Annotated in this window: 23 protein-coding genes; 4 read left to right on the top strand and 19 right to left on the bottom strand. The window is 64.1% G+C overall.

Annotated features, from left to right (window positions below; all coding sequences use genetic code 11):
• Nucleotides 1-22 precede the first annotated feature (22 nt).
• The 5 genes from AC1RQG_RS01210 to AC1RQG_RS01190 form a co-directional block, all read right to left on the bottom strand.
• Entirely contained in the window at nucleotides 23-682 is a 660-nt protein-coding gene (locus tag AC1RQG_RS01210; RefSeq protein WP_493127493.1) for a type II toxin-antitoxin system PemK/MazF family toxin, read from the bottom strand.
• A 43-nt stretch (nucleotides 683-725) separates the two neighbouring features.
• Nucleotides 726-1,220, bottom strand: a complete 495-nt coding sequence (locus AC1RQG_RS01205) for a helix-turn-helix domain-containing protein (RefSeq protein WP_493127491.1) — start codon at nucleotides 1,218-1,220, stop codon at nucleotides 726-728.
• Nucleotides 1,221-2,176: 956 nt separating this feature from the next.
• Nucleotides 2,177-3,331, bottom strand: coding sequence for a Fic family protein (locus tag AC1RQG_RS01200; RefSeq protein WP_493127489.1), 1,155 nt, complete (start codon nucleotides 3,329-3,331; stop codon nucleotides 2,177-2,179).
• 394 nt (nucleotides 3,332-3,725) lie between these two features.
• Nucleotides 3,726-6,050, bottom strand: a complete 2,325-nt coding sequence (locus tag AC1RQG_RS01195) for a TonB-dependent receptor (protein ID WP_493127487.1) — start codon at nucleotides 6,048-6,050, stop codon at nucleotides 3,726-3,728.
• Between the two features lie 182 nt (nucleotides 6,051-6,232).
• Nucleotides 6,233-8,272, bottom strand: a complete 2,040-nt coding sequence (locus AC1RQG_RS01190; RefSeq protein WP_493127485.1) for a spermidine synthase — start codon at nucleotides 8,270-8,272, stop codon at nucleotides 6,233-6,235.
• Nucleotides 8,273-8,525: 253 nt separating this feature from the next.
• Here AC1RQG_RS01190 and AC1RQG_RS01185 point away from each other — a divergent pair, with 253 nt between their 5' ends.
• A complete protein-coding gene (locus AC1RQG_RS01185) occupies nucleotides 8,526-8,726 on the top strand; it encodes a hypothetical protein (protein WP_493127483.1) in 201 nt (66 codons plus the stop codon).
• A gap of 40 nt (nucleotides 8,727-8,766) precedes the next feature.
• Nucleotides 8,767-9,525: a GIN domain-containing protein gene (locus AC1RQG_RS01180; RefSeq protein ID WP_493127481.1), complete on the top strand. Its 759-nt coding sequence runs from the start codon at nucleotides 8,767-8,769 to the stop codon at nucleotides 9,523-9,525.
• An 88-nt stretch (nucleotides 9,526-9,613) separates the two neighbouring features.
• Here AC1RQG_RS01180 and AC1RQG_RS01175 read toward each other — a convergent pair whose 3' ends face one another.
• The 11 genes from AC1RQG_RS01175 to AC1RQG_RS01125 form a co-directional block, all read right to left on the bottom strand.
• The gene (locus AC1RQG_RS01175) at nucleotides 9,614-10,450 is read right to left on the bottom strand and encodes a LytR C-terminal domain-containing protein (RefSeq protein WP_493127479.1); all 837 of its coding nucleotides are present in this window, start codon (nucleotides 10,448-10,450) and stop codon (nucleotides 9,614-9,616) included.
• A gap of 15 nt (nucleotides 10,451-10,465) precedes the next feature.
• On the bottom strand, nucleotides 10,466-11,416 hold the full coding sequence (locus AC1RQG_RS01170; protein WP_493127477.1) for a type II secretion system F family protein: 951 nt from the start codon (nucleotides 11,414-11,416) through the stop codon (nucleotides 10,466-10,468).
• Between the two features lie 13 nt (nucleotides 11,417-11,429).
• Nucleotides 11,430-12,407 carry a type II secretion system F family protein gene (locus tag AC1RQG_RS01165; protein WP_493127475.1) on the bottom strand — a complete coding sequence of 326 codons (978 nt, stop codon included), beginning with the start codon at nucleotides 12,405-12,407 and terminating at the stop codon, nucleotides 11,430-11,432.
• A 9-nt stretch (nucleotides 12,408-12,416) separates the two neighbouring features.
• Nucleotides 12,417-13,763: a TadA family conjugal transfer-associated ATPase gene (locus AC1RQG_RS01160; protein ID WP_493127473.1), complete on the bottom strand. Its 1,347-nt coding sequence runs from the start codon at nucleotides 13,761-13,763 to the stop codon at nucleotides 12,417-12,419.
• A 25-nt stretch (nucleotides 13,764-13,788) separates the two neighbouring features.
• Nucleotides 13,789-14,961: a CpaE/TadZ family protein gene (locus tag AC1RQG_RS01155; protein ID WP_493127471.1), complete on the bottom strand. Its 1,173-nt coding sequence runs from the start codon at nucleotides 14,959-14,961 to the stop codon at nucleotides 13,789-13,791.
• A gap of 52 nt (nucleotides 14,962-15,013) precedes the next feature.
• Nucleotides 15,014-15,307 carry a hypothetical protein gene (locus AC1RQG_RS01150; RefSeq protein WP_493127469.1) on the bottom strand — a complete coding sequence of 98 codons (294 nt, stop codon included), beginning with the start codon at nucleotides 15,305-15,307 and terminating at the stop codon, nucleotides 15,014-15,016.
• 19 nt (nucleotides 15,308-15,326) lie between these two features.
• Nucleotides 15,327-16,787 carry a type II and III secretion system protein family protein gene (locus tag AC1RQG_RS01145; protein WP_493128212.1) on the bottom strand — a complete coding sequence of 487 codons (1,461 nt, stop codon included), beginning with the start codon at nucleotides 16,785-16,787 and terminating at the stop codon, nucleotides 15,327-15,329.
• Between the two features lie 158 nt (nucleotides 16,788-16,945).
• Nucleotides 16,946-17,806, bottom strand: a complete 861-nt coding sequence (gene cpaB / locus AC1RQG_RS01140) for a Flp pilus assembly protein CpaB (protein WP_493127467.1) — start codon at nucleotides 17,804-17,806, stop codon at nucleotides 16,946-16,948.
• Nucleotides 17,803-19,161, bottom strand: coding sequence for a DUF8689 domain-containing protein (locus AC1RQG_RS01135; RefSeq protein WP_493127465.1), 1,359 nt, complete (start codon nucleotides 19,159-19,161; stop codon nucleotides 17,803-17,805). The genes cpaB and AC1RQG_RS01135 overlap by 4 nt, the downstream gene beginning before the upstream one ends.
• A gap of 102 nt (nucleotides 19,162-19,263) precedes the next feature.
• Nucleotides 19,264-19,794: an A24 family peptidase gene (locus AC1RQG_RS01130; RefSeq protein WP_493127463.1), complete on the bottom strand. Its 531-nt coding sequence runs from the start codon at nucleotides 19,792-19,794 to the stop codon at nucleotides 19,264-19,266.
• Between the two features lie 58 nt (nucleotides 19,795-19,852).
• Nucleotides 19,853-20,032: a Flp family type IVb pilin gene (locus AC1RQG_RS01125; RefSeq protein ID WP_493127461.1), complete on the bottom strand. Its 180-nt coding sequence runs from the start codon at nucleotides 20,030-20,032 to the stop codon at nucleotides 19,853-19,855.
• Between the two features lie 493 nt (nucleotides 20,033-20,525).
• Between AC1RQG_RS01125 and AC1RQG_RS01120 the strand changes: the two genes are divergently transcribed.
• Nucleotides 20,526-21,569, top strand: coding sequence for a GGDEF domain-containing protein (locus AC1RQG_RS01120; RefSeq protein WP_493127459.1), 1,044 nt, complete (start codon nucleotides 20,526-20,528; stop codon nucleotides 21,567-21,569).
• 18 nt (nucleotides 21,570-21,587) lie between these two features.
• On the opposite strand, the gene AC1RQG_RS01115 is transcribed toward AC1RQG_RS01120, so the two are convergent.
• Nucleotides 21,588-22,808 carry an HD-GYP domain-containing protein gene (locus tag AC1RQG_RS01115; RefSeq protein WP_493127458.1) on the bottom strand — a complete coding sequence of 407 codons (1,221 nt, stop codon included), beginning with the start codon at nucleotides 22,806-22,808 and terminating at the stop codon, nucleotides 21,588-21,590.
• A 138-nt stretch (nucleotides 22,809-22,946) separates the two neighbouring features.
• On the opposite strand from AC1RQG_RS01115, the gene AC1RQG_RS01110 reads away from it, so the two are divergent.
• Nucleotides 22,947-23,879: a LysR substrate-binding domain-containing protein gene (locus AC1RQG_RS01110; RefSeq protein ID WP_493127455.1), complete on the top strand. Its 933-nt coding sequence runs from the start codon at nucleotides 22,947-22,949 to the stop codon at nucleotides 23,877-23,879.
• A gap of 17 nt (nucleotides 23,880-23,896) precedes the next feature.
• Here the strand turns inward: AC1RQG_RS01110 and AC1RQG_RS01105 are convergent, their stop codons facing one another.
• Together AC1RQG_RS01105 and AC1RQG_RS01100 are read right to left on the bottom strand one after the other, a co-directional pair.
• Nucleotides 23,897-24,421 (bottom strand): helix-turn-helix transcriptional regulator, encoded by a 525-nt coding sequence (locus AC1RQG_RS01105; protein WP_493127453.1) that lies wholly within the window; start codon nucleotides 24,419-24,421, stop codon nucleotides 23,897-23,899.
• 4 nt (nucleotides 24,422-24,425) lie between these two features.
• The gene (locus AC1RQG_RS01100; RefSeq protein ID WP_493127451.1) at nucleotides 24,426-24,695 is read right to left on the bottom strand and encodes a hypothetical protein; all 270 of its coding nucleotides are present in this window, start codon (nucleotides 24,693-24,695) and stop codon (nucleotides 24,426-24,428) included.
• Nucleotides 24,696-24,859: the final 164 nt, after the last annotated feature.

Genomic DNA, 24,859 nt, shown 5'->3' with positions numbered 1-24,859 from the left:
CAATCGCGACCCATCGTCCGAACTAGGCGGCTTCCTTACCGTCTGGTGGGACCGCCTGTCCCTTCATTTCCCCCTGTTCCAACGAGACGGTGGGACGTACCGGCTCTGGCCGGGCCGCTTTTTTTGTTTGAGCAGCTTTTAATGCTGCGCCGAGGGAACTCGTTGGAACTTGTGCTACCGGCGCAGTCTCAACAGTTTGCGGCGCAGCAGTCGTTGCATCCGGTATGAGTAAGCTGCCAGCGCTAATCGCTTTAACCACAGCTCTCTGAATCTGAGTTACCAGTGCGTGAGATAAGGACAAGGTCATGCTTGGGTCCGGGTGAAAGGGATTCAACCGGTCCTTACTAACCAACTGTACCTGTTGTGCGAGGGCCCAGCGGTCAACATCGCTAGTAAAGTAATCGTGCCCCCGAACTACACCGGGAGGGATATGAACATGGAATTTAGAGGTTGTCGTGCTTTGACCTCTCTTTTTTGACGAGGAAATTGGCACCACCACACACCCACCGGCCATCTTACCGTTGAGTACAACGACGAGGCGTTTTTTAACCATTTCAGGTGGCAAACGTGTGTTTACGCTCAGCTCTGTTTTAATTACCTCATCTTGGGCGTCGCGAGGATAATCGTCGCCGAAATCACACTGAATTACCTCACCCACATTAGGACTACGACTAATTGCCATCTTCTTATCTCTTTTGATTATTTTAATGCAACATTATTGGAGTTCAATTTTTTATGATGCCAGCTTGAAGATTTGCCAGTCCGCCACGCTTGGCAACTGCTTTACGCAATTCTTCAACGGAGGAAAATTCCGGTTCAAGCTTCTTGAGCTGGGCCACCAGGCCGCTCAAATCGTAGTAGTTGCTTTGCTGACCTTTGTGATCCACGAAGCGATCAACGCGCCGAATGTATCCACGGTCCTCTAGCTCAGTCAGATATCTCTGTACTTGTCGAGGACTGAGGTTGCATCTACTGGCGATACTGGCCTTGCTGGGGAAGGGTAGTTGTTCCGCGTACCACCAGTGATCGATAATGTGCAAAAGAATAACTAGTTGAACTGGGCTGATTCCCAATCTGGCCTGCCCCCGCAGTAGCAGCGAGGGGATGACGCAAAATCCCAAGCCTAAGACGGCCTTACCCCATTTTTTGGAAGACGCCTGCTGCCCCTCCTTCTTCGGACGATCCGCACGCTCCACTTCGCTATCAATAATTTCAGCCATCACAACCTCTTGCAACTAAGACAGAATGAAGATACGCTCTCTGCAATGACAAATCAAGCCAAAAACGGCGAATTTATGTCCTGGGGAGGAGAGTCATGTATGTCTCTGGCACGGGAGTCATTCAAGTCTCCCTAATAATGATAAATTTATAGGCAAGAACAAAAGTAACTATACGTATAGGCTAAAACTACCCCTAGACCTTCATGTCTCCCGGATTGCAGTGTCGGTCGACGTTGGGCATAATCTGTTCATCGCCCATCGAGGCCAGTAGTAAAATTTTTCCCCTAGAGGGATACGCAATCGCCCAGATCGAAAGATCTGGGCGTTTTGTTATGCGAGACGTGTTTGTCTTCTGACGGCAATGCCAGCCAAGACGCAGCCAACCTCTCTAGCTCTAACGCTGTCGCGTCACCAGCCGCCGAAGTGGCTTTCTCCCTTAGCTCAAGCTTTCAGTCATTCACCTCAAGCGCGGCATAGCCAGCAAAGCTATCGTATGAGGTACAAATTCGGCACAACCGTCAGTTCGTATCGACTTCGCGAAATTACGGTAAGTTACTGATTCTAAAGTACTCTTGCTTTCTACAGTTTACGGTATAATTAGCTTAATAATCAAAGACATACGGTCTTCTCAGCTAATTTGTAATCATCAGGTGGCCAGTTCGAAACCGGCAGTCGGCACCAGCAACACGCATCACCCTGTATTACGCAGTATCGAAACCCGCTCGCCTCATAGGTGACGCGGGTTTTTTGTTGTCTCACCCCAAGTTATGCAATAGCATGCGATACCAACAAAATGATGGGATTTTTGTTGGTATCGACGAAGTGGAAAAAACTGCAAACCAACAAAGGGCGAGGCAATGGCATTAACGGACACGGGTAAAGACGCTGCTAGCTCGCAGGAGTCAATGGAGTAGCTACACAGTCGCGTAGCAACTCGACGCAGCTAAAAGATGAACTTATACCTCCAGGGAGTTGGGGATAAAGCCCTCGTCTGTTAGTGCCTTCACTACTCCCCGGAGCAGGTAGTTGTTGGTGAAGCAGATCGAATACTGTCTCGCGCCTTCGTGGATTGGTTGTAGCATTTTCCGCTCGACAAGCTTTTTGACTTGATAGTTTCGTTGGTTGTCAGTGAGCTTGGGCATCACCTTCCTGAGATCACCAGATTTTGCGCTCTTGAGTCTAACAACCTCAAGCAGGATGTGGTATTCATCAATGGTAATCAGTTGCCGCTGGCGTGAAACTGACAGTGCTGGGACTAGGATTTGTCGTTCCAAGTAGTCATATTGGGTAAGTCGGTCTACTTTTCTCAGTTCAGTCAGGATGCCTTCGAGTACGTAGGTGCACCATGCGTCGATGCCTTCCGTTTGTCCAGTATCGGCGGCGCTGAGCATCTGATAGTAGCGTTCCCTGTCGTTGCAGAAAACTGCCGTTGGATTTAGTACGCGACCGTCCTTCACATTGAAGCCATACTTGATGAGCAGCGCGTACGTGAGCAGTCGAACGACACGGCCATTACCATTGGAGAACGGATGTATCCAGCCAAAGCGGTGATGGGTAAGGGCAACTTTGATCAGGTCGTACTTGGGGGCTACGTGTTGATTTACGAAGTCGGTGAGCTCCCTCATGTACTGAGAAACGGCCATTGCTTCAGGTGGCAGATGGGCAGACATCGCAATTTTGACCGGGCGTTCTCGGTACGCACCTGGCGTCTTGTCTCCTTCTCGTTGTAAGCCATTTACGGCGATGCTGTGCAGCTCACGAATGAAGGTTTCGGTGAGCGGCGCTCCGGGCGTCATCGCGTCATCGACATACTTCATAGCTTCTTCGATGTTGGTGATTTCCTTCATCTGGTCGCCATCGCCGGGATTGCCTTGCACGGTGTTTTCCACAAGGTCTGCGAGCGTAGTGTGATTGCCTTCGATACGAGCAGAGCCTAGACTCTCAAGCAGATGAAATATTTGCTTCAACTGAAAGAAGACCTCAGGTGGGGTAGTCCCACCGAGTTGTAAGCGCCGAAGATGCTCCAGTTCAGTGACGACATCAACCAGCGGCGAGTCAAACGTCGGGTTGTGCAGTTGGAGAGCGAAGTGCGTGAGTTTGGGGCTATCCATAATCATGTCAAAAGTTATTAACAATGGCGTCAACAATTATCTCAAATTTTTAAGAAAAATTCTTGTACAATCAAATACTTGTGAAAGTTGACAATTCTTCTTATCTTAAATTGATCAAAAAATGATCTGAAAACCCACCACTAGACATGCGCAAAATATGTCCATTCATGCAATTTTTTGCGACAAAAAATAGTGCTTGAAGTCAGTATGATTTTTTTTGAGTCAACCGTGACGTCGTTCTTGGGAGCCATCGTCGCTGCGTCCTTGGCGTTCCTTGCCGGACTGCAAGTCCAAATGCAGTTGCAGGAAGCGACCTGACGGGCGCCAGGCAGCCCAAAAATGAAAAGGCCGATCAGTTGCCCGATCAGCCTTCGCTCCAACGTTCAAACTACCATCAGAACTTGCTCGACAAGCTCATCCCAATGCTGCGCGGATTGACGCGGTAACCCTGCACGATCGACGCCACCTGCGGGTGCTGGATCAACGTATCCTCATCCAGCGCGTTCTTCACGAACACGGTCAGGCTGACGCGGTCGAAACTCGTGCCGGCGCTGAGATCGACCGTGTGATAGGCCGGCCGCAGGTAATCGGTCTGATCCGGATCGAGCGATCCATGGCTGGCGCCCACCCACTGCACGCCCCCCATCACGAACGCGCCGCGCTCGCCGACGGCGAAGTTGTATTGCGCATTGATGGCCGCGTTGTACTTGGGCACGCCCTGGATAGGCGCGCCCTCGTGCGCGCCCACGATGCCCGACTGCAGCCCGATATCGTTCGACAGTTCCGCCTTCACGTACCCGCCCGACGCGCTCAAGGTCAGGCCGGACACCGGCTTGCCCTTGATCTCGAATTCGAAGCCCTTGCTGGTGGCGTCGCCCGCGTTGGCGTTGTAGGTGTAGGCGCAGGTCGGCAGATACACGCCCTGCTGGATGTTCTTCCACTTCACGTAGAACAGGTCGGCGTTGACGGTCAGCCGGCCGCCCATGAAGCGCGACTTGTTGCCGACCTCGTAGCTCCACAGGCTGTCCGGCGCATAGGTGCCCGGTGCGGCCGTGATGCCGTTGGCCGCCAGATCCTGGCCGCAGGTGGTGGGCGGCACGTAGACGTTGGAGCCGCCCAGCCGGAAGCCCTTGGCCACGCTGGTGTAGACGGTGTTGCTGGGGTCGACCTCCCACGTCAGCGCGTATTTCGGCGTGAACGCCTTGGACGACTGCTCGCCGCCGCCGTTGCTGCCGGCGCCGGCCAGGTAGTTGCCATTGAGCTGGGACAGCGTCGAGGTGGCCTTCAGGTAGCGCGCGCCCACCGTGGCGTGCACCGTGGGCGTGAAGTAGTAATTGGCCTCGCCAAACACCGAGCCCTGCCGTTCGCGGTAGTGGAAGTTGCCGGAGAACGAGTTGTCGTTGGGGAAGTCGTTCGGGAACGCGCCCGGCAACACATCGGGGTCCGAGGTACTGAGGCCGAATTGCTGGAACAGCGCGTCGACGCCGAAGATGGGGTCGTTCTCCGTCACATTGGTGTGCTGGTTGGCATAGTAGGCGCCGGCCAGCCAGGTCCACGGCGACACGGCCGCGTCATACGGCTTGGATGCAACCCGCACTTCCTGCGCGATCTGGCGCACCTGGTTGTTCAGGTAGACGGCCGACGGCAGCGCGGCCACGCCGTCGATCAATTCCTGCGGCGCCGTGCCGCCATCGGCCACGGAGGTCAGGAAGGTCGATAGCGAATAGCTGTTGTAGGCCGAGCCGTTCTGCGTGCGGTCGAACTTGCGCTGGAAATAGCTGGTGCTGGCCGTGAGGTCGGCCGCGCCCATGTCCCAGTTGACCGTCACGCTGGGCGCGAACAGCACGTCGTTGGACGGTTCGCGCACCTGCTTTTGCGCCTGGTAGCGCGGCAACTCCAGGTTGAACGCGGCGATGTCCTTGGCGTTCACCTTCTGGTAGTAGATCGACGGCGACACCGTCAGCGTGCGCGTCGGCAACCACTTGAGCGCCACGCGCAGTTCCTGGTCGTCGATCTTGTTGATGTTGTTGGCCAGCGTGTCGCCGGCGCCATCGACCTGGTTGATGAAGCCGCCCGTGTGCTGCACTTGCGCGCCGATGCGCAGCGCCAGTTCATCTTTCGCCAGCGGGAAGTTGCCGACCACGTTGGCGGCGTAATTCATGCTGCCGCCCTTGGTGCTGGACGCTTCCGTGTAGGTGGTGAATTCGCGCTCCTTCAGGTCCGGCTCGTTGGGCACGAACTTGATGGTGCCGCCCATGGAGCCGGCGCCATACAGCGTGGCCTGCGGCCCGCGCAGCACTTCCACGCGGTCGAGGTCGAAGAACTTGGGTTCGATATTGCCCATCGTGTAGACATTGCCCACCGTGACCGGCACTTCGCCCAGGTAGATGCCCACCGTGGCCGCGCCGGCGGCCGAGCTGATGCCGCGGATCTCGATGTTCGAGGTACCCGGCCCGGCGCCGCCGTTGCCGGTGGCGGCCGTGAAGGAGACGTTCGGCACCGCGCGCGTGAGGTCGGTGATGTCGTTGACGTGTTCGTTTTGCAGTTGCGCGCCCGTGACTGCGCTGATGCTCATCGCCACCTTGCTCGGGTCTTCCTTGCGCTTTTGCGCGGTGACCTTGACCACCTCGATCTGGTCGGACTGCACCTGTTGCGACCATGCCGGCGCGCCCAGCGCGGCGGCCACGGCGGCGACGAGAACTTTTCTGCGTATTTTCATGCGGATCTTTCCAAGAGTGGCGAGGTTGCTCCATGTAATGACATCTGCGCTCTCGCATGGTGCACGAATCAGTGCAAGAATGGCAAAAAAACGCCACCAACTGTGGCATTTTTCCATCTTTACCATCGGGATCAGCTTGCTTGCATTATAAGCAAGAAATCTGCCACCACGGCCGTCCTGTCTTATTTGAGGATGCTGAAAATACTGCTGTAGTCATCCGTCCACGGGCGGATCGCGCTGCGGCGCGGCACTTGCGCAGCCACGTGCCGTATCCGCTCCGGATGGGCGATGCTGGCCGGCCGCCCCACCAGCACCCACTGGGCGCGCGTCAGGCCCGCTTGCGGGTCCGAGTACGAATCGACGAGGAAGCTATCACGCTGGTAGTAGGCGGCCGCGCTTTGCACCACGGGCACCAGGTCCAGGTGCAGGTTGGACACGTGCACCGCCAGCACGCCGCCGCCATTGAGGTGGCGGAAGTATTCGCCGAACGCTTCGCGCGTGAGCAGGTGGACGGGGATGGCGTCACCGGAGAAGGCGTCCAGCACGATCAGGTCGAAATGCTGGGGTGGCTCGGCCTCCAGCGACAGCCGGGCGTCGCCATGGGCGATCTCGAGCGTGGCCTTGCAATCGGACAGGAAACTGAACGCTGACGCGGCCAGCTTGCTGACCAGCGGATTGATTTCGTAAAAGCGGTAGTAGTCGCCCGGCCGGCAATAGGCGGCCATGGTGCCCGCGCCCAGGCCGACCACGCCCACCCGTTGCGCTGCGTCCGTGCGGCTGGCGGCGATGCCCACCCCGGCGCCGCCGGCGCTCCCGTAATAGGACGTGGGCCAGCGCCGCCGGTCGGCCCGCAGGTACTGGAAACCGTGCAGGATGGTTCCATGCGACAACTGGCGCGCGGCGTCCCTGCCCTCGCCCACGTCGCGCACCTTGACGATGCCGTAGAAATTCCTGACCTTGGTGATGCCCCGTTCGATCAGAAATTCCTTGGCCACGAACAGGCAGGTGCTGAGCGTGGCCGTGAACACGATGGCCTTCTTCCATGATGCGCCGGACAGATTGAATGGCATGGCCACTTCCGGCTCCCGGCACACGGTGAGAAACACCAGCAACAGCGCGCCGATGGCGGCCATGGCCAGTTCGTAATTGTCGTTGAACAGCCGTGGCGCCAGCAGCGCGACGAACACGCCGCCGAGGGCGCCACCGGCGGCGATCATCAGGTAATAGGCCGTCAAGCGGGCGGGCGCCGGTTTTAGCCTGGCCAGCTCGCCATGGCACACCATGCAGCAGACGAACAGGCCGGCGTTGAAGAACAGCACTTGCCATATCACATTCCCGCTGAGCAGCAGAGGGAACATGCACAGCACGATCATGACCGGCACGGTGACGGCGAACAGGGGCAGGTAGCGCTCTCGCCGATACCAGCCGCCCCCCTCGAAGCACAGGATGAAACTGAGCAGGTACAGCACCAGCGGCAGCACCCACAGCAGCGGGATGGGCGCGATATTTTCCGTCAGGTGGCTGGTGATGGACATCAGCAGCACCGTCGGCAACGCCGCCAGCCCCGCCCAGCGCGCGTACGCATGGGGCGGCAGCGCATCCGGCGCGGCGGCGGGCGCTGGCATGGACGCGCCGGTCGCCATCCACGCCCCACGCGTGGATAGCACGACGCAACACAGCACGAACACGCCATAGCCGGCCGACCATCCGAGCGACATGGCGCCCGTCGCCAGGCGGGGCTCGAAGAACAGCGGATAGCTGAGCAGCCCAAGCAGGGAGCCGAAATTGGACAACGCGAACAATCGATAGGGGATGCGCCCCGCCTCCTCGCGCGCATACCAGGCCTGCACCAGCGGTCCGGTGGACGACAGCAGGAAATACGGCAGGCCGATCATCGCCGCCATCAGTCCGAGGATGCGCCACGAGGGGTCGGCGTCGCCGGCGGGCTTCCAGCTGGCGTCCGGCACGACGGGCAGCAGGGCCAGGCTGGCGGCCAGCAGAGCGATGTGCAGCACGGCCTGGCGACGAGGACGCAGGAACCGCACGGTCAGGTGCGCGTACAGATAGCCCAGCAACAGCAGCAACTGGAAGAACAGCATGCAGGTGCTCCACACGGCGGCCGAACCGCCGAACCACGGCAGGATCATTTTGCCGACCATGGGCTGGATCTGGAACAGCAGGAAGGCGCTCAGAAAAATCGTGCTGGCATAGAGTAGCGTCATCGTTGCCGTCCTGTCCCGAGACTATCGAAGTGCCAGCTTAGAGTGTCGCCCGATGGGGCGCAATAGCTGTTTTGTCCTGTCCCCGCGCCCTTCCCGCCGCCGCGCCGCGCGGCGCTTCCCGCTGGCTATCCGCATTCTGGCCCGCAAAAAACGCAGTTCGTCGCATCCCGATGGTGGGGTGGATGGGGCGCGTCTATAGTTCACTCATCGCAGCACACATTCAAACGCAGCACCAACGACAAGGAGCATCATCATGAACATCGCCAAAAACATGGAAGCCATCTTCATCATCGCCACCGTGCTGATCGCCGGCACCAGCCTGGCCACCGCCGCCGTTCCCGCGCACCACGCCGCCCCGCACGCCGTGGCCAAGGTCGACAACGCCCCCATGCAAGTGGTGACCATCAGCGCCAAGCGCCTGACGCCGGAACAGAAAGCCGCGCTGGGCAACTAAGCGCACACCAACGCCACATCACGACGACGGGAGCATCGACATGAAGCGAATCTTAGGCGCCGCATTCCTGGCCACGGCACTGTGCAGCGGAGCACACACCGCGCTGGCCGATGATACAGTCAGCGAACAGCGGGCCGTCGACGCGCGCACCGTCAACATCAACCTCGATGGCGTGATCAGCTTGAACATCAAGCAGGGACCGGCCGCGCTGACCATCTACGGCGAACCGCGCTACCTGCCCAAGGTGGTGGTGGAACAGCATGGCGACAGCCTGCACATCGGCACCGAACTGCGCGGTTTCCACATCGGGAAAACGGACCTGCGCGCCGAGCTGACGCTGCCCAATCTGCATGAACTGTTGTCGGGCGGCGTGGGCTCCACCGAGATCAACGGCTTCAACGGCGACACGCTGCGCCTGGTGCTCGATGGCGCCGGCGCCATCAACGCCAAGTCGCACTACCGGAACGTGAACGTGAAGCTGGCCGGCGTGGGCAGCATCAACCTCGACGCGGGCAGCAGCGACAGCATGGATCTGAACCTGCGCGGCGCGGGCAGCATGCATGTCCACGGCCAGGCCAAAAAGCTGCACGCCATCCTGAGCGGCGTGGGCAGCCTCGATGCGCGCCAACTACAGGCCGACAGCATCGACGTGAGCCTGACGGGCATGGGCAGCGCGCGCCTGTTCGCAAAGGACAGCGCCAACATGAATCTGACGGGCCTTGGTTCGGCGACCGTCTACGGCAATCCGGCCAATCGCCAGGCCAACGCGCGCGGCATGGGAAGTGTGCACTGGGAATAACATTGCGGCCCGGCGCGACGAACGATTTCTTGGGTGTGTTTTTCTTCAGTCCGGGCCCCTCCCCCGGACTTTTTTTTCGTCCGCACGCTTACTTCAAATAACGCTGCCGCAGCACAGCGGGGCTGAGCAGATCGCGTCCCAGCACGATGCGCACGTCGCCACGCTGCTGACCCTCGCTGGATGCGGTCACCGTCATGCCCAGCCTGGTGGCCAGCACCTTGGCCGCCGCCCGCTGGTCGGCGCGGTATTCGACCCGGCTCACGGGCACCACGAACGGCCGCACATTCGTCAGCCGCACCACCTTCACGTCATCGCCGCGCAGGGTGCGCGCCAGCGCGGCGGCCATGCCGGTCACGCCGTTGCCGTTGCTGATCTCCAGCCGGACGGGGAGCGCGCCGTCCGCCGCCAGTGCCGGCGGCACAAGCGCGAAGGAAGGCCGCGATGACCCAGCCGCCGGCTGCACTGGCAAAGTTGACGCCACGCCCGGCGCCGCCACCCGCCGCACCAGCACCATCGCGCCGCCCACCGCGACCACCTCGGTGCGCGCCAGCGGCAGGCGAGGTTCCGCCGCTGCCGATTGCTCAGCCAGCAGTGCATAGTCGCGCTGCACGTCATGGTCCCGCAACGATTGCGCCTGCCTGCGCATCAGCGCCGCCCGGGCGTCTTGTCCCTGCCGCTCCAGCGCCTGCGCCAGCTGTTCCCAATGCATGGGGTCCAAGGGGTCATGCACGCAAGCCTTCTCCAGTGCGGCGACCTCCTGCGCGAGTGCGGGCGCGGGTGCGGGTGCGGGTGCGGGTGCGGGTGCGGGTGCGGGTGCGGGCAAGGCCGCCGATGGCACAACCGGCGGTGCCACGCCGGCGCTGCCGCACGCCAGCAGCGCCGTGCCGGCACAGGCGGCACTCAACAAATGGATCGCAGTTCGCATGATCGGCTCCCTCGGTTACGTTGTGTTGGCCAGCGTCGGCAACAGGACGCGCACGATCTGCATGGCCGCAGGCCCCAGCAATACCAGCATCAGCGTGGGGAAGATGCAGAAGATCAGGGGGAACAGCAGTTTCAGCGCAATCTTGGCGGCCGACTCCTCGGCCGCCAGGCTGCGCTTGTGGCGCAGGTTGTCCGAATGCACGCGCAGCGAGTCGCCCATGCTGGTGCCGAAGCGTTCGGACTGGATCAGCATGGCCACCAGCGTGTCCACGTCCTCCACGCCGCTGCGCAGGGCCAGATTGCGCAGCGCTTTCTCCTTGCTGAAGCCGGCCCGCATCTCCATCAACACCAGTTGCAGCTCCTGGGCCAGCGCCACGCTCTTGATATGGATCTCGCCGGCCACCTTGGCCAGCGCGCGCTCCAGGCTCAGGCCCGCCTCCACGCACACGGTGAGCAGATCCAGCCCGTCCGGGAAGTTCTCGAAGATCTCGCGCTGGCGGCGGGCGGCGGCCCGCGCCAGGATCACGTTCGGGCTGTAATAGCCGAGGCTCGCGCCCAGCAGCAGCAACAGCAGGAAGCCGTTGTGCAGCACGCTGTCGAGGGCGGCCGCGCCCAGCACGGCCAGCATGGCCGGCACGCCCAGCGCCAGCAGCGTCTTGGCGCCGAAGTACACGGTGGGCGCGTTGGCGTTGCGCCAGCCGGCGTTCATGAAGCGCGTGCGCAGCGGATGCTTCTCCCAGCCCTCCTCCGGCAACGACAACTTCATGAACGGCTGCGCCACCTTGGCCACCCGCTCGACCCAGCCGTTTTCGTCGTTATCGCCCTGCGCCTCGGACGCCGGCGCGGCGATGAATGCGCCCAGCCGTTCACGCAGCGGCACCGGGGAGAACATCAACATCGCCAGCAGCACCAGCGCCACCACCACCGCGAATACGATCACCAGAAACAGGATCTGCCGTCCGTCCATGTCGCGCCCCCGTTCACACGCGGATGCGGATCAGGCTGCGCATCCAGAACACACCGAGCGCGCTGATGCCGGCCGCGTACCACATCAGCCGCACGCCCGTCGGATCGTGCCACAAGGGCCGCACGTATTCCGGGTTCACCACCGTCATCACCAGCAGCACGCCGATCGGCAGCAGTCCCAGGATCCAGGCCGACATCCTTCCTTCGGCCGACATCACGCGCACCTGGCCCAGCAACTTGAGGCGGGCCCGTATCAGGCGGCTGATGCTGCCCAGGATCTCGGCCAGATTGCCGCCCGATTCGCGCTGGATCAGCACCGCGATCACCAGGTAGCGCAGATCCGTCAACGGCACCCGCGTGGCCAGGTTGTGCAGCGCTTCATTCATCGGCGCGCCGTAGTTGATTTCCCGGTGGGTGTAGCGGAATTCGGCGGCGATCGGGTCGGGCATCTCCTCGCCCGCCATGTGCAGCACGTTGGCGAACGAGTGGCCGGCGCGCAGGGCGCGGCCAAGGAAATCGGCCGCCTCCGGCAGTTGCTGCTCGATTTTCTTCAACCGCGCCGCGCGCGCACGCAACAGCAAGCCGCCCGGCAGCAGCAAGCCCGCCGCCATCGCCGCGAGCGCTGCCGGCACCGGCAGATCCCACAGCGCCGGCAGCAGCACCCCGGCCAGCAGCGTCGCCAAGGACACGCCCAGGAACTGCGCCACGGTCCACGCGACGCCCGCCTGCAACAACAAGCGGTCCAGCGCCGCCAGTTGCGGCACGCGGCGCAGCATCCGCTCCAGCGCCGGCGCCGTCGCGTAGCGGCGCTGCTTGAGGATGCTGAGCTGTTCGACGCCGCCGTCGGCGCCGCCCGCCATCAGGCGCAGCCGCCGGGCGATGCGGCGCGCGCCGCCGCCATGGCTGCCGGACCACCACAGCCAGCTGCCTTCAATCGCCAGGATCACGGCGGCGAACAGCAGCACCGCGAAGCCGGTCATGAACATGTCCATCGCGTCCTCCTATTCGAACACCCGGTCCGGATCGAACACGGCATCCGGCACGGGCACGCCGAACATGCGCAACCGGTCCGCGAAACGCGGCCGCACGCCGGTCGCGTAGAACTGGCCCAGCACCTTGCCCGCCGCGTCGACCCCGGTCTGCTCGAAACGGAAGATCTCGTGCATGGCCACCACCTCGCCCTCCATGCCCGTGATCTCCTGCAGGCTGACCAGCTTGCGCGTGCCGTCCGTCAGGCGCGACACCTGCATCACCACCGTCACGGCCGAACAGATCTGCTGGCGCATGGCGCGCGGCGTCAGGTGCACGCCGGCCATGCCCACCATGTTCTCCAGTCGCGACAGGGCGTCGCGCGGGGTGTTGGAGTGGATCGTGGCGAGCGAGCCCTCGTGGCCCGTGTTCATGGCCTGCAGCATGTCGAGCGCCTCGGCGCCGCGCACCTCGCCCAGGATGATGCGGTCGGGCCGCATGCGCAGCGCGTTGCGCACCAGCGAGCGCTGGTTGACCTCGCCCTTGCCCTCGATGTTGGGCGGCCGCGTCTCCAGCCGCACCACGTGGGGCTGGCGCAATTGCAGCTCGGCCGCGTCCTCGATGGTGACCACGCGCTCATTGGCCGGAATGAAGCCCGACAGCACGTTGAGCAGGGTGGTCTTGCCACTGCCGGTGCCGCCCGAGATCAGGATGTTGATCTTGGCCTGGCCCAGCGCCTGCAGCACCTGCACCATGGGCGGCGTGAGGCTTTTGTAGTCGAGCAGGCGCTGGATGGTGAGCGGGTTGGCGGCGAAGCGGCGGATCGACAGGATGGGGCCATCGACGGCCAGCGGCGGGATGATGGCGTTCACGCGCGAGCCGTCCGGCAGCCGCGCGTCCACCATCGGGCTCGACTCGTCCACCCGCCGCCCCACGCGCGAGACGATCTTCTCGATGATCTTCATCAGGTGCGTGTTGTCGTGGAAGCTCACGTCGGTCAGCTCCAGCCGGCCGGCGCGCTCCACATACACCTTGTCGCAGGTGTTGACGAGGATGTCGGACACGCCGGGATCGGCCAGCAGCGGCTCCAGCGGGCCGAAGCCGAGCATCTCGTGCTGGATGTCGAGCACCAGGCTGTGGCGCTCGTTCTGGTTGAGCGCGATCCGCTCGTCCTCGATGATGCGCTGGACCAGCAGCGCCAGCTCGTGCTTGAACTGCTCCGGCGTGAGCCGCTTGAGGCGCTCCAGGTCGATGCGGTCCAGGATGGTCTGGTGCATGCGCTTCTTCAGCTCCAGGTAGGCGCTGGCGGCCAGCGCCGGCGGGCCGCCGTGGTTCGCCCTGGGCTCGTCGGCCACGGCCAGCCGTTCGCGTAGACTCATGTCGCTCTCCTTCCGGTGATGGGCCCTACTCCGCCACGCTGCGACCGAACAGCCGGTCGAACAGTCCCTTGCTCTCGGAGACGCGGCGCGCCGTCACCAGTTCCACCAGGTCGGCCAGGCTGCGCGCCACGGCGCTGCTGCGCGAGAGCTGCAGCACGGGGATGCCCTGGTTGACGGAATCGGTGGCCGAGATGTAATCGTTGGGCACCGTGTGCACCACTTCCGCGCCCAGCGCGTGTTCCAGGTCGGCGAGGCGCAGCTTGCCGCCCTTCTCGTAGCGGTTGACGATCAGGCGCGTGCGGTCGGTGGGGTAGCCGAGCGAACGGAAGATGTCGAGCAGGCGGCGGCCGTCGCGGATATCGGGCAGCGCCAGCTGCAGCACCGGATGGATGGCGTCGGCCTGGTCCAGCGCGCGCAGCGAGATGGCGTCGATCTGGCGCCCCACGTCGAGCACGATGTAGTCGTAGTGCTGGCGCGCCACGCGCAGGATGGTGTCCATGTGCTCGGGCTTCATGTCCACCGCGTGGTTGGGATCATCGGCCGCCGCCAGCACGCCGAAGTTGGAGGCCACGTGCACCAGGCAGGAATCGAGGAAGGCGCCGTCCATGCGCGCGATCTGGGCGCAGATGTCCGACAGCGTCATGGCCGGCTTCTGGTCCGACACGTACAGGGTGGCGTCGCCGAACTGGCCGTGCAGGTCGATCAGCAGCACCTTGCGTTCGGCCAGCGCCGCCAGCGCGTAGCCGAAATTGGTGGACAGGAAGGTGGCGCCGCTGCCGCCCTTGCAGGAGATGAAGGCCAGCACCTTGCCGTCGCGCATATGGCTGACGCCGGCCGCCACCTCGATCCGGTCCATCGCCTCGTGGAAGGCGCGGTGCACCAGCGGCAGCTGCAGCACTTCGCGCATGCCGGCCCGCATGGCGCGGATCAGCAAGTCCTGCTGGGCCTCGCGCGTGAGCAGGATGAACGAGGCGGACGGATAGTGCTTGCTCAGCCGTTCGACCAGCTCCGCCTCGGCGGCCGCCACCTCGCTGGCGTCGAAGATCACCAGCGCGGGCGGCTCCGGCATCAACCGTTCCACCGCGTCGCGCAGGCCGTTGCGGGACGCCACCAGCTGCACGGGCGGCATGCGGGCCGACCCCTGGGCGGCGATTTCCGCATGCAGCAGGCTGTCGCGGCTAATCATCAGCGCTTTCATTCCGGTTCCTTCACATCGTTGTTGAGGGCGGCCGCGCGCGCGGGCCGGTACGTCATCGGGCGCCGCTCACGCCGATGGTGAAACTGGCCGGCTGCGGCTTGGGTTCGGCGAACGATTTCTGGTAACGGGCCTGGGCCGCGCCGGCCGCCCGCCCGTCCATGCCGGCCACCGGATCGGCGTTGCGCGCCGCCTCCGGATGCAGCACCTGCTGCGCCAGCGTGGCGCGCGTGGCCTGGCCGAACCGGCGGTCCCAATCGGGGGTGGTGGCGGCGCAGGCCGGCAACAGCGCCACGCCCAGGCACATGACCAGCCGCGCGCGGGCGCGGGACGAGACAGCGAACATCATGGTCGGGCCTCCGTTCATCTCAGTTCGAATTGGCGCGCGTGCCGTCGCGGGGGACGGCCGGCGCGGGCGGCTTGCCTTCCATGCGCCCGCCGAGGAACAACGCGGCCCGGCCCGGCGTGCCGATGGCGTCCGTCGGCAGCGCGTAGTCGGGCGGCAGCGGCTTGACCAGATGGGCAGTGACCACGAACAGCAGCTCCGTGCGGTCGTGCTGGAAGTCCGTGCTGCGGAACAGCGCGCCCAGCACCGGCAGCTCGCCCAGCACGGGCAGGCCGTGGATGTTGCTGACCTGGTTGTTCTTGATCAGGCCACCGATGGCGAAGCTCTGGCCATCCATCAGTTCCACTGTGGTGGCCGCGCGCCGCGTGGTGATCAGCGGCAGGATCGCGCCACTGGAAAAGCCGGCCGCCGAAATGCCCACGCCATCGCGCGACAGCTCCGACACTTCCGGCGCCACCCGCAGGTTGATGCGGCCGCCGGCCAGCACGGTGGGCGTGAAGCGCAGGCCGACGCCGAACTCCTTCTCCTCCAGCGTGACCTTGTTGTTGTCCTGCGCCACCGGGATGAAGATCTTGCCGCCAGCCAGAAAGCTGCCCTCCTGGCCACTGATGGCCATCACCGTCGGTTCGGCCAGGATGCGCACCAGGCCATCCTGCTTCTCCGCCTCCACGGTGAGCTGGCTGCCGTTCGACTTGCTCGCATCAAGCATGCCCCGGAGCGTGCCGCTCAGGAAGTTCGACAGCAGCTTGCCGCTCCAGCTGCCCGAAGCGAAGCGCAAGGTGGCGCCCGCTTCCAGCTTGTCGAGCAGGGTCTTGGACACTTCCGCGATCTTCACTTCCAGCATCACCTGCTGCGGCGCGCTCACGCCCAGCAGGTTGACGATGCGCGGCGTGCCGGCGCCGCCGGCCGCTGCGCCGGCGCTGGACGCGGATGCGGACGCGGACCCGCCGCCAGCCTCGCCCTTGGGTGCGGACAGCGGCTGCGCCGGCCGGCGCACATAGGCCGCCGCCAGCTCCAGCACGTGGGCCAGGGTGGCGCCATCGTCCACCGTCCCGCTCAGCACCAGCGCATCGGCCGCCGCGCTGACGCGGATATTGCGCTCCTGCGGCAGCAGCGCGGCCAGCGTGGCCTGCAGCGCGGCCGGGTCTACCCCCACCGTCACGTCGACCACGCTGCAGGTGCCGCTGCGGCCCTGCACGATCAGGTTGGTGCTGCCAACGTCGACCCCCGCCACATACAGCGTGTCGGGCGACACCAGCATCGCCTGCACCACGGCCGGATTGCCGACCGCGCGCGCCGCCACCGTCTCGGGCAGACGCATCAAGGTGGACTTGCCCAGCCCCAGTGTGAGCTGGCCCGGCGTGGCCGCCTCGCCCGTGCAACGCAGCTGCGCGTCCTGGCGCGCGGCCGGGGCGGCAGCCGGGGCGGCCGGGGCGGCGCCGCCGGCACGCGCCGACGCCAGCGCGGCGACGGCCGGCCCCATGTCTGCGCGCGGCAAGCTGCCCGCCGCCGGCGCGGCCACCGCGCCGCCGGCCATGAGGATGACGACCGCGCACGCCAGCGCGCCGCGCATCGGGATTGGCATCGGCATCGGCATCGGCACCGGCACCGGCATCGACGCCACCATCGTGGCCGGCGCGTTCACAGGCACTCCTGCGTGCTGCGCAAGCCGTCGATGGCGGCGATGCAATGGCGTTGCGGCTGGCGCGGCGCCAGTTCCGCGCGCATGGCGGGCAAGGCTTGCGGCGCCGGCACAGGAGGCGCCATCTCGGCCGCCACCGGCGCCGCTGCCGGCAACGCGCGCTGACCCAGCAAGGAAGCCTTGGTCGCCCCTTCCGTCACCCCTGGTTGCGGGTCGACCTGGTTGCGCAGCGCCAGCGACAGCGTGCCCACGCTGCGCGCCAGATCCAGCTTCTCGGCCTGTTCCGGCGTCACCTCCAGCGTGACGGCGTTGACCACGCGCGGCTTGGTCTCGTCACGCCCCACCTCCTGCGCCACGGCCAGCACCAGGATCCGCTCCAGCACGATCTTGGAAATGCCCTGGTCGCGGCCGGCCGCGCCTTCGCTCTGGGTGTAGACGATGATGTCGACGAAATTACCCGGCAGCGCGAACCCGGCCACGCCCACCACATCGTTCACGCGCACGGTGATGGCGCGCTTGCCCTCGGCGATCAGGGCCGACAGGCCGCCCAGGGTGCCGGCCGGCGCCAGCTTGGCTTCCGTCAGCGGTTCGCCGCGCAGCACGCTGCTCTTGAGCACCCGGCCGCCAAGCTTGGCCGGATCGCGCAGGGCGCCGCGCGGCAGGCTGTCGGCCGGCCAGTCCACCAGCTTGACCAGCTCCGGCGCCAGGCGCTGCCCGAGGTTGACGTCGGCGGCGGCCACCACGATCTTGTTGCCCGCCCCTGCGGCCTGGTGCAGCAGCCAGCGCGAGGCCATGACCACGGCGCCCAGCCCCAGCAGCACGGCCAGCCCCAGCATCAAAATGGCGCGCCGGTGCTTCATGCTATTTTCTCGCACAGGATGGTGTTCTCGCTGTCGGCCGCGCCGCCGCAGGCGGCGAACATGCTGATCCAGGCCTGGTCCAGCGCGGCCACCGTCAGCCGTGGCGGCTCGCCGGCGAAACCGGCGAAATCGGCGATGCGGGCCAGAATGTCGCGCGGGTAGCTTGCCAGCAGCGGTTCGCCGCTGCCCGCGTGCAGTTGTTCGATCAGGTAATCGAGGGCCGCCTCGTCCGGCGCCACGGCCGCGCCGTCGCACAGTTCGCGGAACAGGCTGCGGTAGCGGGCCTCGCTCAGGGCCCCCACTTCGATCTTGTAGGCCAGCCGGCGCAGCGCGGCCGGATCCAGCAGATGCTCGGGCGGCCGGTTGGTGGCGAACATCAGCAGCAGCCGGAACGGCGCGGCGAACTTGACGCCGCCCTGCAGCGTGACCTGGTCGCAGCCGGCGTCGAGCGGCCCCAGGTAGCGGTTGAGCACATCGGCCGCCGGCATGCGCTGGCGCCCCAGGTCGTCCACCACCAGCAAGCCATTGTTGGCCTTGAAGTGGGGCGGCGCGCGGTAGCCGCCGCTGCTGGCGTCCCACTGCGGCTCGAGCAGGTCCGCGCTCAGCTCGGCGCCCAGCGACACCAGCGGCCGCTGGCACAGCATCCAGCGCGAATCGCAGCTGCGCCGCTCCAGCGCCTGGCGCACCCGCGCCGCCAGCCGTGGCGGCGGGGCCTGATGCACGGCCGCGTCGTACAGCTGGATGATGTCCTGGCCCACGGCCACCGCGTGCGGCACGGCCACCACGCCTTGCAGCAGCCGCCCCAGCTTGCGCGCCAGCCAGGTCTTGCCGCTGCCGGGCAATCCGTACAACAGGATGGAGCGGCCCGAATACATGGCCGCCCCCAGCAAGCCGTGCATGGCCGGCGCCAGATGGTCGTCCGCCACCTCCACGGCCAGGTCGTCGGCCGTGACGGGCGGCAGCAGCGCGGCCTGCTGCTCGACCATGGCGCGATAGGCGTCCAGCGTGACGGGCGCCGGCCCCGCGTACGCGCAGCGCTCCAGCCAGGTGGCCGCGCGCTGCTTGCCCACCGTGGTCAGCTGGTACTGCACATCGATGTCGGACTCGCCGCGCCACGCCACCTCGGCCAGCTGCTCGGCCACCATGAAGTCCAGCGTTTCGCGCAGCACGTTGATGGACAGGCGCAGCTTGCCGGTCAGGATGGGCAGATGGGTGCGGCCACCGATGTACAGGCACTTGGCGATCAGCTCGACCAGCAGCGCCTGCTCCAGTCCCGTCTCCCGCACCGATTTGGGCTGGGGCGGCAGCGGTGGCAAACCGTCGGCGGCACACACTTGCAGTTCAAGCTCGGACATGGTGGTCCTCCTCAATCTGTCTGGCTCGCAAGATTGTTCCCACGAGCAATCGATTCTAGCGATGGGGGCGGGTTCGGCTTTGATCCGCCACAAGGCAACGGACTAGGACTGTCCCCACAGCACATAAGCCAGGGTGCCCAGCGCGATGGCCAGGCCGTAGGGCATGCCGCCCGCGCTGGCGCCGGCCGGCAACGGCACGGCCCGCAGCGGCACGCCCAGCAAGCGCAGCAACAGCGGCTGGCTCAGGGCGACCAGATTGCGCCAGCCCGCGCGCCAGCGGCCGCTGTAGACCAGCATCGCCAGGCCCATCAAGCCGCCGATCAGGCAGGCCAGCACGGCGATCTTCAGCGCCGCCAGCGGGCCCGTGAACGCACCCACCATGGCCATCAGCTTGACGTCGCCGGCCGCCATGCCGCGCGCCAGGTACAGCGGCAGGAAAAGAAAGAAGCCGGCCAGCGCGCCGGCCAGCCAGTCGCTCACGGGCGCCCAGTGGTGGTTGCCCAAGAGGTGCAGCACCAGCGCCAGCAGCAGGCCGCTGAGCACCAGCACGTTGGGGATGCGGCGCACGGACAAGTCCGTGTACGCAGCCTGCGCGACCATGCAGATCAGGATCAGTTCGATGGCGTCATTCATGATGTCGGCTGTGCGCGGTAGTCCTCCCGGCATGGCCAGCCCGAGAGGACGGGCCCGTTCAAGGCGAGGTCAGCTTGGTGCCGATGCCGGTGAAGGTATCGATCAGCGGCTGTTTCAGCAGCGCGACCGAGGCCAGCACGGCCGCCGCCATCACCGCCGCGATCAAGCCGTATTCAATGGCCGTGATCCCCGCCTCATCGTTGGCAAATTGCTTCACCGCCGTTATGTATGCATTCATGACAAACTCCCAAAAGTGATTGAAATACCCTGCCCCTGGCGCGTGTCGAACATACAAGAGAGAAACTTCAGTTTCCCTCTGTCATTACCGCGCCATTGGGTTCACTATAGGGTCTGCCGCGAAGTGGAAGTTGACGTTACGCAAGCTTTCCATGCGGCACCATTTCTGCGGAAAATTTCAGCAGCATGCACACGCTGGGGCTGGCTTATGTCAAACTGCATGGGTTTTCCCGCGAGTACGCTGGCACAGGCTAAGGCCGGCCGCCGGTGTCGGGAAAAAGATGCATGGAATCGTGAGGAATGTTTTTTTTCGCACACATGAATTGCCTAGAATGCAAAAAGCTATTATCCTGCTTAGCTGTTCTTTGGAAAGGCCCCGTGCAATCGTTTCACTGTGCGCCTTACTATCAAAAAAACCTTGCGCTGATACTTGATAGACGTGAACGAAATGTGGCTAGTCACAATGGTTGTGTGAAAATTTTCCAGAGACGCGAATGGATTCCCTACTGAAACACATGGTGGACATGACCGGCCACCGCGATCACACGATGCTCGACATCTCCGTGATCTCGGCGGTGCAGGAGCTCGCCCATGCCACTCAGACCCGGGTCTTGTCACTGGCGCAGGTGCGCGGCCAGCTGTTCGTGCGTCCGCGCGCCATCATCACCGATGGCCTGCCCGCCAGGATGGTGGACAATCCCGATCCCGGCAGCCCCGGCGAACCGATCAGCAATTTCCCCGCGCTGGCGGCCTGCATCGCGGGCCACGAGGCGAGCGCCGACGTGGCCAACGCGCAAGGCGAGCACACCTTGTGGCTGCCGATCTGGCTGGGCGACAAGGCCGACACCTGCCTGGAAATCGTCAATCCCACGCCCTACACGAGCGACACCATCCACGTGATCGGCGGCATCGTCAGCGTGTACCGCAATTTCCAGAACCTGCTCGACTACAGCGAGCGCGATTCGCTGACGGGTTTGCTCAACCGCAAGACCTTCGACGACCAGCTCAGCAAGATGCTGGCCGCCAGCCCCGAGCCGGAACCGGTGACCCTGCCCGGCGAGCCCGAGCGGCGCCACCACCGGGACCAGGAAAAGCAGTGGCTGGCCGTGGTGGACGTCGACCATTTCAAACATGTCAACGACCGCTTCGGCCACCTGTACGGCGACGAGGTGCTGATCCTGATCGCCAACCTGATGACGTCCTCGTTCCGGGCCCAGGACCGCGTGTTCCGCTTCGGCGGCGAGGAATTCGTCGTCTTGCTGCGCTCGACCACGCTCGACAACGTCAAAAAGATCATCGACCGCTTCCGCATGAACGTGGAGGCGCACGATTTCCCGCAAGTGGGCCGGGTCACCGTCAGTGTCGGCTTCGTCAGCATCAGCGCGGTGGAGGCGCCCGTGATCATCCTGGGCAAGGCCGACCAGGCGCTGTACTACGCCAAGAGCCACGGCCGCAACCTGGCCTGCCACTACGACGAGCTGGTCGAAGGCGGCTTGCTGCAAACCATAGAATCGAACGATACGGCCGAATTCTTCTGACGCCGGCGCGCGTCGGCGTCAGGCCAGCGTGAGGAAGCGCATGGGATCGACCTTCCACTTGGACGGCGACTCGTGGCCGACGATCTTGTCGCCGCCGCCGAAGCCCAGCCCGCGCGACAAGTCGATGGTTTCCGGCTTGATGTAGAGGTTTTGCTTGGTGTTGAAGAACACATTGACCTTGGGCGCCAGCAGATTGGTCTCGTGCGGTTCGATCACCACCGCCAGCCGCCCCGATTCCAGCAGCACCATGGTGCCGACCGGATAAATCCCCACGCAACGCATGAAGTCCTGCGCATAGGCGGGATTGAAGTGGAACTTGCTCCACTCGTAGATCTTGCGCAGGGCGGCCGCCGCCGACATGCCCTTGTGATAGCAGCGATCGGCCGTGATCGCATCATAAACGTCGACAATGGCCGCCATCTGCGCCAATTCGCTGATCTCGTCGCCGGCCTGCTTGTTCGGATAGCCGCTGCCGTCGCGCCGCTCGTGGTGGTGCAGCGTGATGTCGAGCGGAATCGGGCCCACCTCGGGCGACTGCAACAGGATGTCGTAGCCATCCTTGGGATGGCGTTTGATGATGGCGAACTCCTCGTCCGTCAGCGGGCCCGGCTTGTTCAGGATGGCGTCCGGCACCAGCGCCTTGCCGGTGTCGTGCAGCAGGCCGCCGAGGCCGGCCTGGTGGGTCAGTGCGGCGTCCATGCCGCGCGAACGGCAGAACGCCACCAGCAGCGCGCACACGCTGACGGAATGGAGGAAGGTGTAATCGTCCTTGGTCTTGATGCGCAGCAAACCGACCAGCGCGCCCGGATTGCGCAGGATCGACTCCGTGATGTTCTGCACCACGGGCTGCACCTGGTCCAGTTCGATCGCCTTGCCGAGCCGGGCGTCGCGCATGACGGTGCGCACCAGGTTCGAGGCCTGGTGCCGGATCTGGGTCGCGCGCGCCATTTCCTCGCCCAGCGACACGCGCGTCACCACCACCGGCTTGGCCGCCAGCTCCACCAGTTCGCGTTCCGTTTCCGCCTGCGCCTCGTCCAGCGTGGGCGCGTCCTCCACGTCCAGCCCCTTGTCGCTGTCGATCACGACGTCGTGGATGCCGGCCTGGATGATCTTGCGGATCTCGTCTTCGCTGCCGATGAGGAAACGGTTGCGGATAAACGGATGGGTCATCCAGTCGCAACTGAGATCATGGATGTACATGCCCACTTTCAGCTGTGAGGAATCGACTTTCTTAAACATACAAAACACTCACAAAGGTAGCTGGAGGGACAGGAAGCGTTAGAATGAGTATAACAAATAGTTTCTGTCCAGGACTATGTTTTGCTATTCCGGCAGCATTTGTATCCGGTTTTTTACATACTGCGCAACACAAGTCCCATGGAATTACGTCAACTCCGCTATTTTGTCGCTATCGTCGATCATGGCTCGCTATCGCGCGCGGCGCTGGTGCTGCACGTGGCCCAACCCGCACTGACCCAGCAGCTACGCCAGCTGGAACAGGAACTGGACGCGCAACTACTGCACCGCACGGCCCAGGGCGTGCTCAGCACCGAGGCCGGCAAGGTGTTCTACCAGCATGCGCAAGCCATCCTCAAGCAGGTGGCCGACGCCCGCTCGGCCGTGACCCAGTCGGCCACACGCCCGTCGGGCAGCGTGACCCTGGGGCTGCCGCACAGCATCTCGGGCGCGCTGGCGCTGCCGCTGCTGATGGCCGCCCGCCAGCACTATCCTGAAATTACGCTGCAATTGACGGAGGAATTGACGGGCAACCTGAGCGAACAGCTGCAATCGGGCCGGGTCAACCTGGCCGTGCTGTTCGACGACGGCCAGCTCACGCCGTTCGCCTGCACCGTGCTGGCGGAGGAGGAATTACGCTTCATTTGCCGCGCCGACGCCGCTTGCGCGCCGGAAGGCGCATCCATCACGCTGGCGCAGGCGCTGGCCGCGCCACTGATCCTGCCGGGCCTGCAGCATGGCGTGCGCCCGCGCATCGAAAGCGTGGCGCGCACGGCGGGACTCACGCCCGGCGACGTCATCGAGATCAATTCGATCGCCATCCTCAAGTCGGCCATCCTGGCCGGCATGGGCGCCACCATCCTGCCCGTGGCGCCGCTGCAGGACGAAGTGGAACGGGGCGCCATGCGCAGCTACCGCATCCACAACCCCGCCATCTCGCGCACGGTGGTGTTGTGCGCGTCGAAAAACATCCCGCTGACCGCTGCGGCGAACGCCATCAGCCGGCTGGCGGTGCAGGTGGCGGCCGAACTGTGCGCCGGCGGCACCTGGCTGGGCGCCCGGCCACTGCCCTAGTCGGCGGCCGTCGCCACTCAGACCAGCAGCGCCTGCAATTGCCGCTGCATGCCCGGCGCCAGCGCGGGCGCGGCCTTGGCCAGATTGACCTGCTTGGCCGTCTCCGCCACCTCGGCCACGCCGGCGGCGACCGGGTAGGCCCCCCTGGCCAGCAGCCATTTCAACACGTCCACCAGATGCCACACGGCGATGCTGCCGTCATGCACAGGCGGTGGAAAACTGGTGGCGTGGTTAACCATCATCTTGCGCATGTTCTGGCGCGTGGTGCCGACCAGCTCGGCCACATCGGTCAGGCCAACATAATCGGGGCCGGCCTCGATCAGCCGGGCGCTGGGCACGGCCTGTTTGACGTCGGCCAGCGCGCTGAGCAGCGCCGCTTGCGCGCTGTCAGCCTCGCGGGTGAATTCCAGCGCGATGCGGCCCGGTTGGCCGATACCGATCAGCGCATCGTCGCAGCCGGCGGCGCCCAAGCGTTCCACAATATCTTCCTGATTGCAGTCTTGCGCCGACAGTTGATACTTGAGGATAAACAGATATTCCATGATGTCACTCCGGTTTTTTTGCCGCTACAACAGCCTTATGCTCGGTGCAATTATCAACGGCGCGCCGTATGGATTTGGCGTGGTTGCCCGGGTTCTTGGGCGTGCTCCAGATACTGGTGATGCAAAATTCGCCGCAGCGGCAGTCATTGTTGTTGTAGGGGCAGTAAATCCGCCCCCACGCATGGCTACCACCCACTTTGACTGACCACCCATGTTCCTCTGCGTACCGTAATGCGGCATCAACATCTTTGTGCGGATGCGATGTTCGTTTCATTGCTGCCTCCAGATTAGTCACCACCTCCACGGTTGTCAAGTGAAACCTAGACCGGATTGATAACTGCAGCCGACCGTGGCCAACCGCCCCAGTCTGCGCTCGCCCAATCAGCCGGATTTGTGCCAACGCAGCAGTGCGCCCGATCGCCCCATCCCATCAATTTT

The sequence above is a fragment of the Rugamonas sp. GW822-FHT03B10 genome (assembly GCF_058801745.1).
Note: the sequence above shows the minus strand (reverse complement) of the source record. Positions and strands in the feature narration are given on the sequence as shown.

Bases quoted from the DNA above. Each gene is read 5' to 3' on its own strand.
- AC1RQG_RS01125 (WP_493127461.1), bottom strand. From the start codon at position 20,032: ATGAATGCATACATAACGGCGGTGAAGCAATTTGCCAACGATGAGGCG.
- AC1RQG_RS01185 (WP_493127483.1), top strand. From the start codon at position 8,526: ATGAACATCGCCAAAAACATGGAAGCCATCTTCATCATCGCCACCGTG.
- AC1RQG_RS01100 (WP_493127451.1), bottom strand. From the start codon at position 24,695: ATGAAACGAACATCGCATCCGCACAAAGATGTTGATGCCGCATTACGG.
- AC1RQG_RS01105 (WP_493127453.1), bottom strand. From the start codon at position 24,421: ATGGAATATCTGTTTATCCTCAAGTATCAACTGTCGGCGCAAGACTGC.
- AC1RQG_RS01165 (WP_493127475.1), bottom strand. From the start codon at position 12,407: ATGGACATGTTCATGACCGGCTTCGCGGTGCTGCTGTTCGCCGCCGTG.
- AC1RQG_RS01190 (WP_493127485.1), bottom strand. From the start codon at position 8,272: ATGACGCTACTCTATGCCAGCACGATTTTTCTGAGCGCCTTCCTGCTG.
- AC1RQG_RS01170 (WP_493127477.1), bottom strand. From the start codon at position 11,416: ATGGACGGACGGCAGATCCTGTTTCTGGTGATCGTATTCGCGGTGGTG.
- AC1RQG_RS01150 (WP_493127469.1), bottom strand. From the start codon at position 15,307: ATGATGTTCGCTGTCTCGTCCCGCGCCCGCGCGCGGCTGGTCATGTGC.
- AC1RQG_RS01130 (WP_493127463.1), bottom strand. From the start codon at position 19,794: ATGAATGACGCCATCGAACTGATCCTGATCTGCATGGTCGCGCAGGCT.
- AC1RQG_RS01120 (WP_493127459.1), top strand. From the start codon at position 20,526: ATGGATTCCCTACTGAAACACATGGTGGACATGACCGGCCACCGCGAT.
- AC1RQG_RS01195 (WP_493127487.1), bottom strand. From the start codon at position 6,050: ATGAAAATACGCAGAAAAGTTCTCGTCGCCGCCGTGGCCGCCGCGCTG.
- AC1RQG_RS01135 (WP_493127465.1), bottom strand. From the start codon at position 19,161: ATGTCCGAGCTTGAACTGCAAGTGTGTGCCGCCGACGGTTTGCCACCG.
- AC1RQG_RS01160 (WP_493127473.1), bottom strand. From the start codon at position 13,763: ATGAGTCTACGCGAACGGCTGGCCGTGGCCGACGAGCCCAGGGCGAAC.
- AC1RQG_RS01210 (WP_493127493.1), bottom strand. From the start codon at position 682: ATGGCAATTAGTCGTAGTCCTAATGTGGGTGAGGTAATTCAGTGTGAT.
- AC1RQG_RS01145 (WP_493128212.1), bottom strand. From the start codon at position 16,787: ATGGGGCCGGCCGTCGCCGCGCTGGCGTCGGCGCGTGCCGGCGGCGCC.
- AC1RQG_RS01200 (WP_493127489.1), bottom strand. From the start codon at position 3,331: ATGGATAGCCCCAAACTCACGCACTTCGCTCTCCAACTGCACAACCCG.
- cpaB (WP_493127467.1), bottom strand. From the start codon at position 17,806: ATGAAGCACCGGCGCGCCATTTTGATGCTGGGGCTGGCCGTGCTGCTG.
- AC1RQG_RS01155 (WP_493127471.1), bottom strand. From the start codon at position 14,961: ATGAAAGCGCTGATGATTAGCCGCGACAGCCTGCTGCATGCGGAAATC.
- AC1RQG_RS01175 (WP_493127479.1), bottom strand. From the start codon at position 10,450: ATGCGAACTGCGATCCATTTGTTGAGTGCCGCCTGTGCCGGCACGGCG.
- AC1RQG_RS01205 (WP_493127491.1), bottom strand. From the start codon at position 1,220: ATGGCTGAAATTATTGATAGCGAAGTGGAGCGTGCGGATCGTCCGAAG.
- AC1RQG_RS01110 (WP_493127455.1), top strand. From the start codon at position 22,947: ATGGAATTACGTCAACTCCGCTATTTTGTCGCTATCGTCGATCATGGC.
- AC1RQG_RS01115 (WP_493127458.1), bottom strand. From the start codon at position 22,808: ATGTTTAAGAAAGTCGATTCCTCACAGCTGAAAGTGGGCATGTACATC.
- AC1RQG_RS01180 (WP_493127481.1), top strand. From the start codon at position 8,767: ATGAAGCGAATCTTAGGCGCCGCATTCCTGGCCACGGCACTGTGCAGC.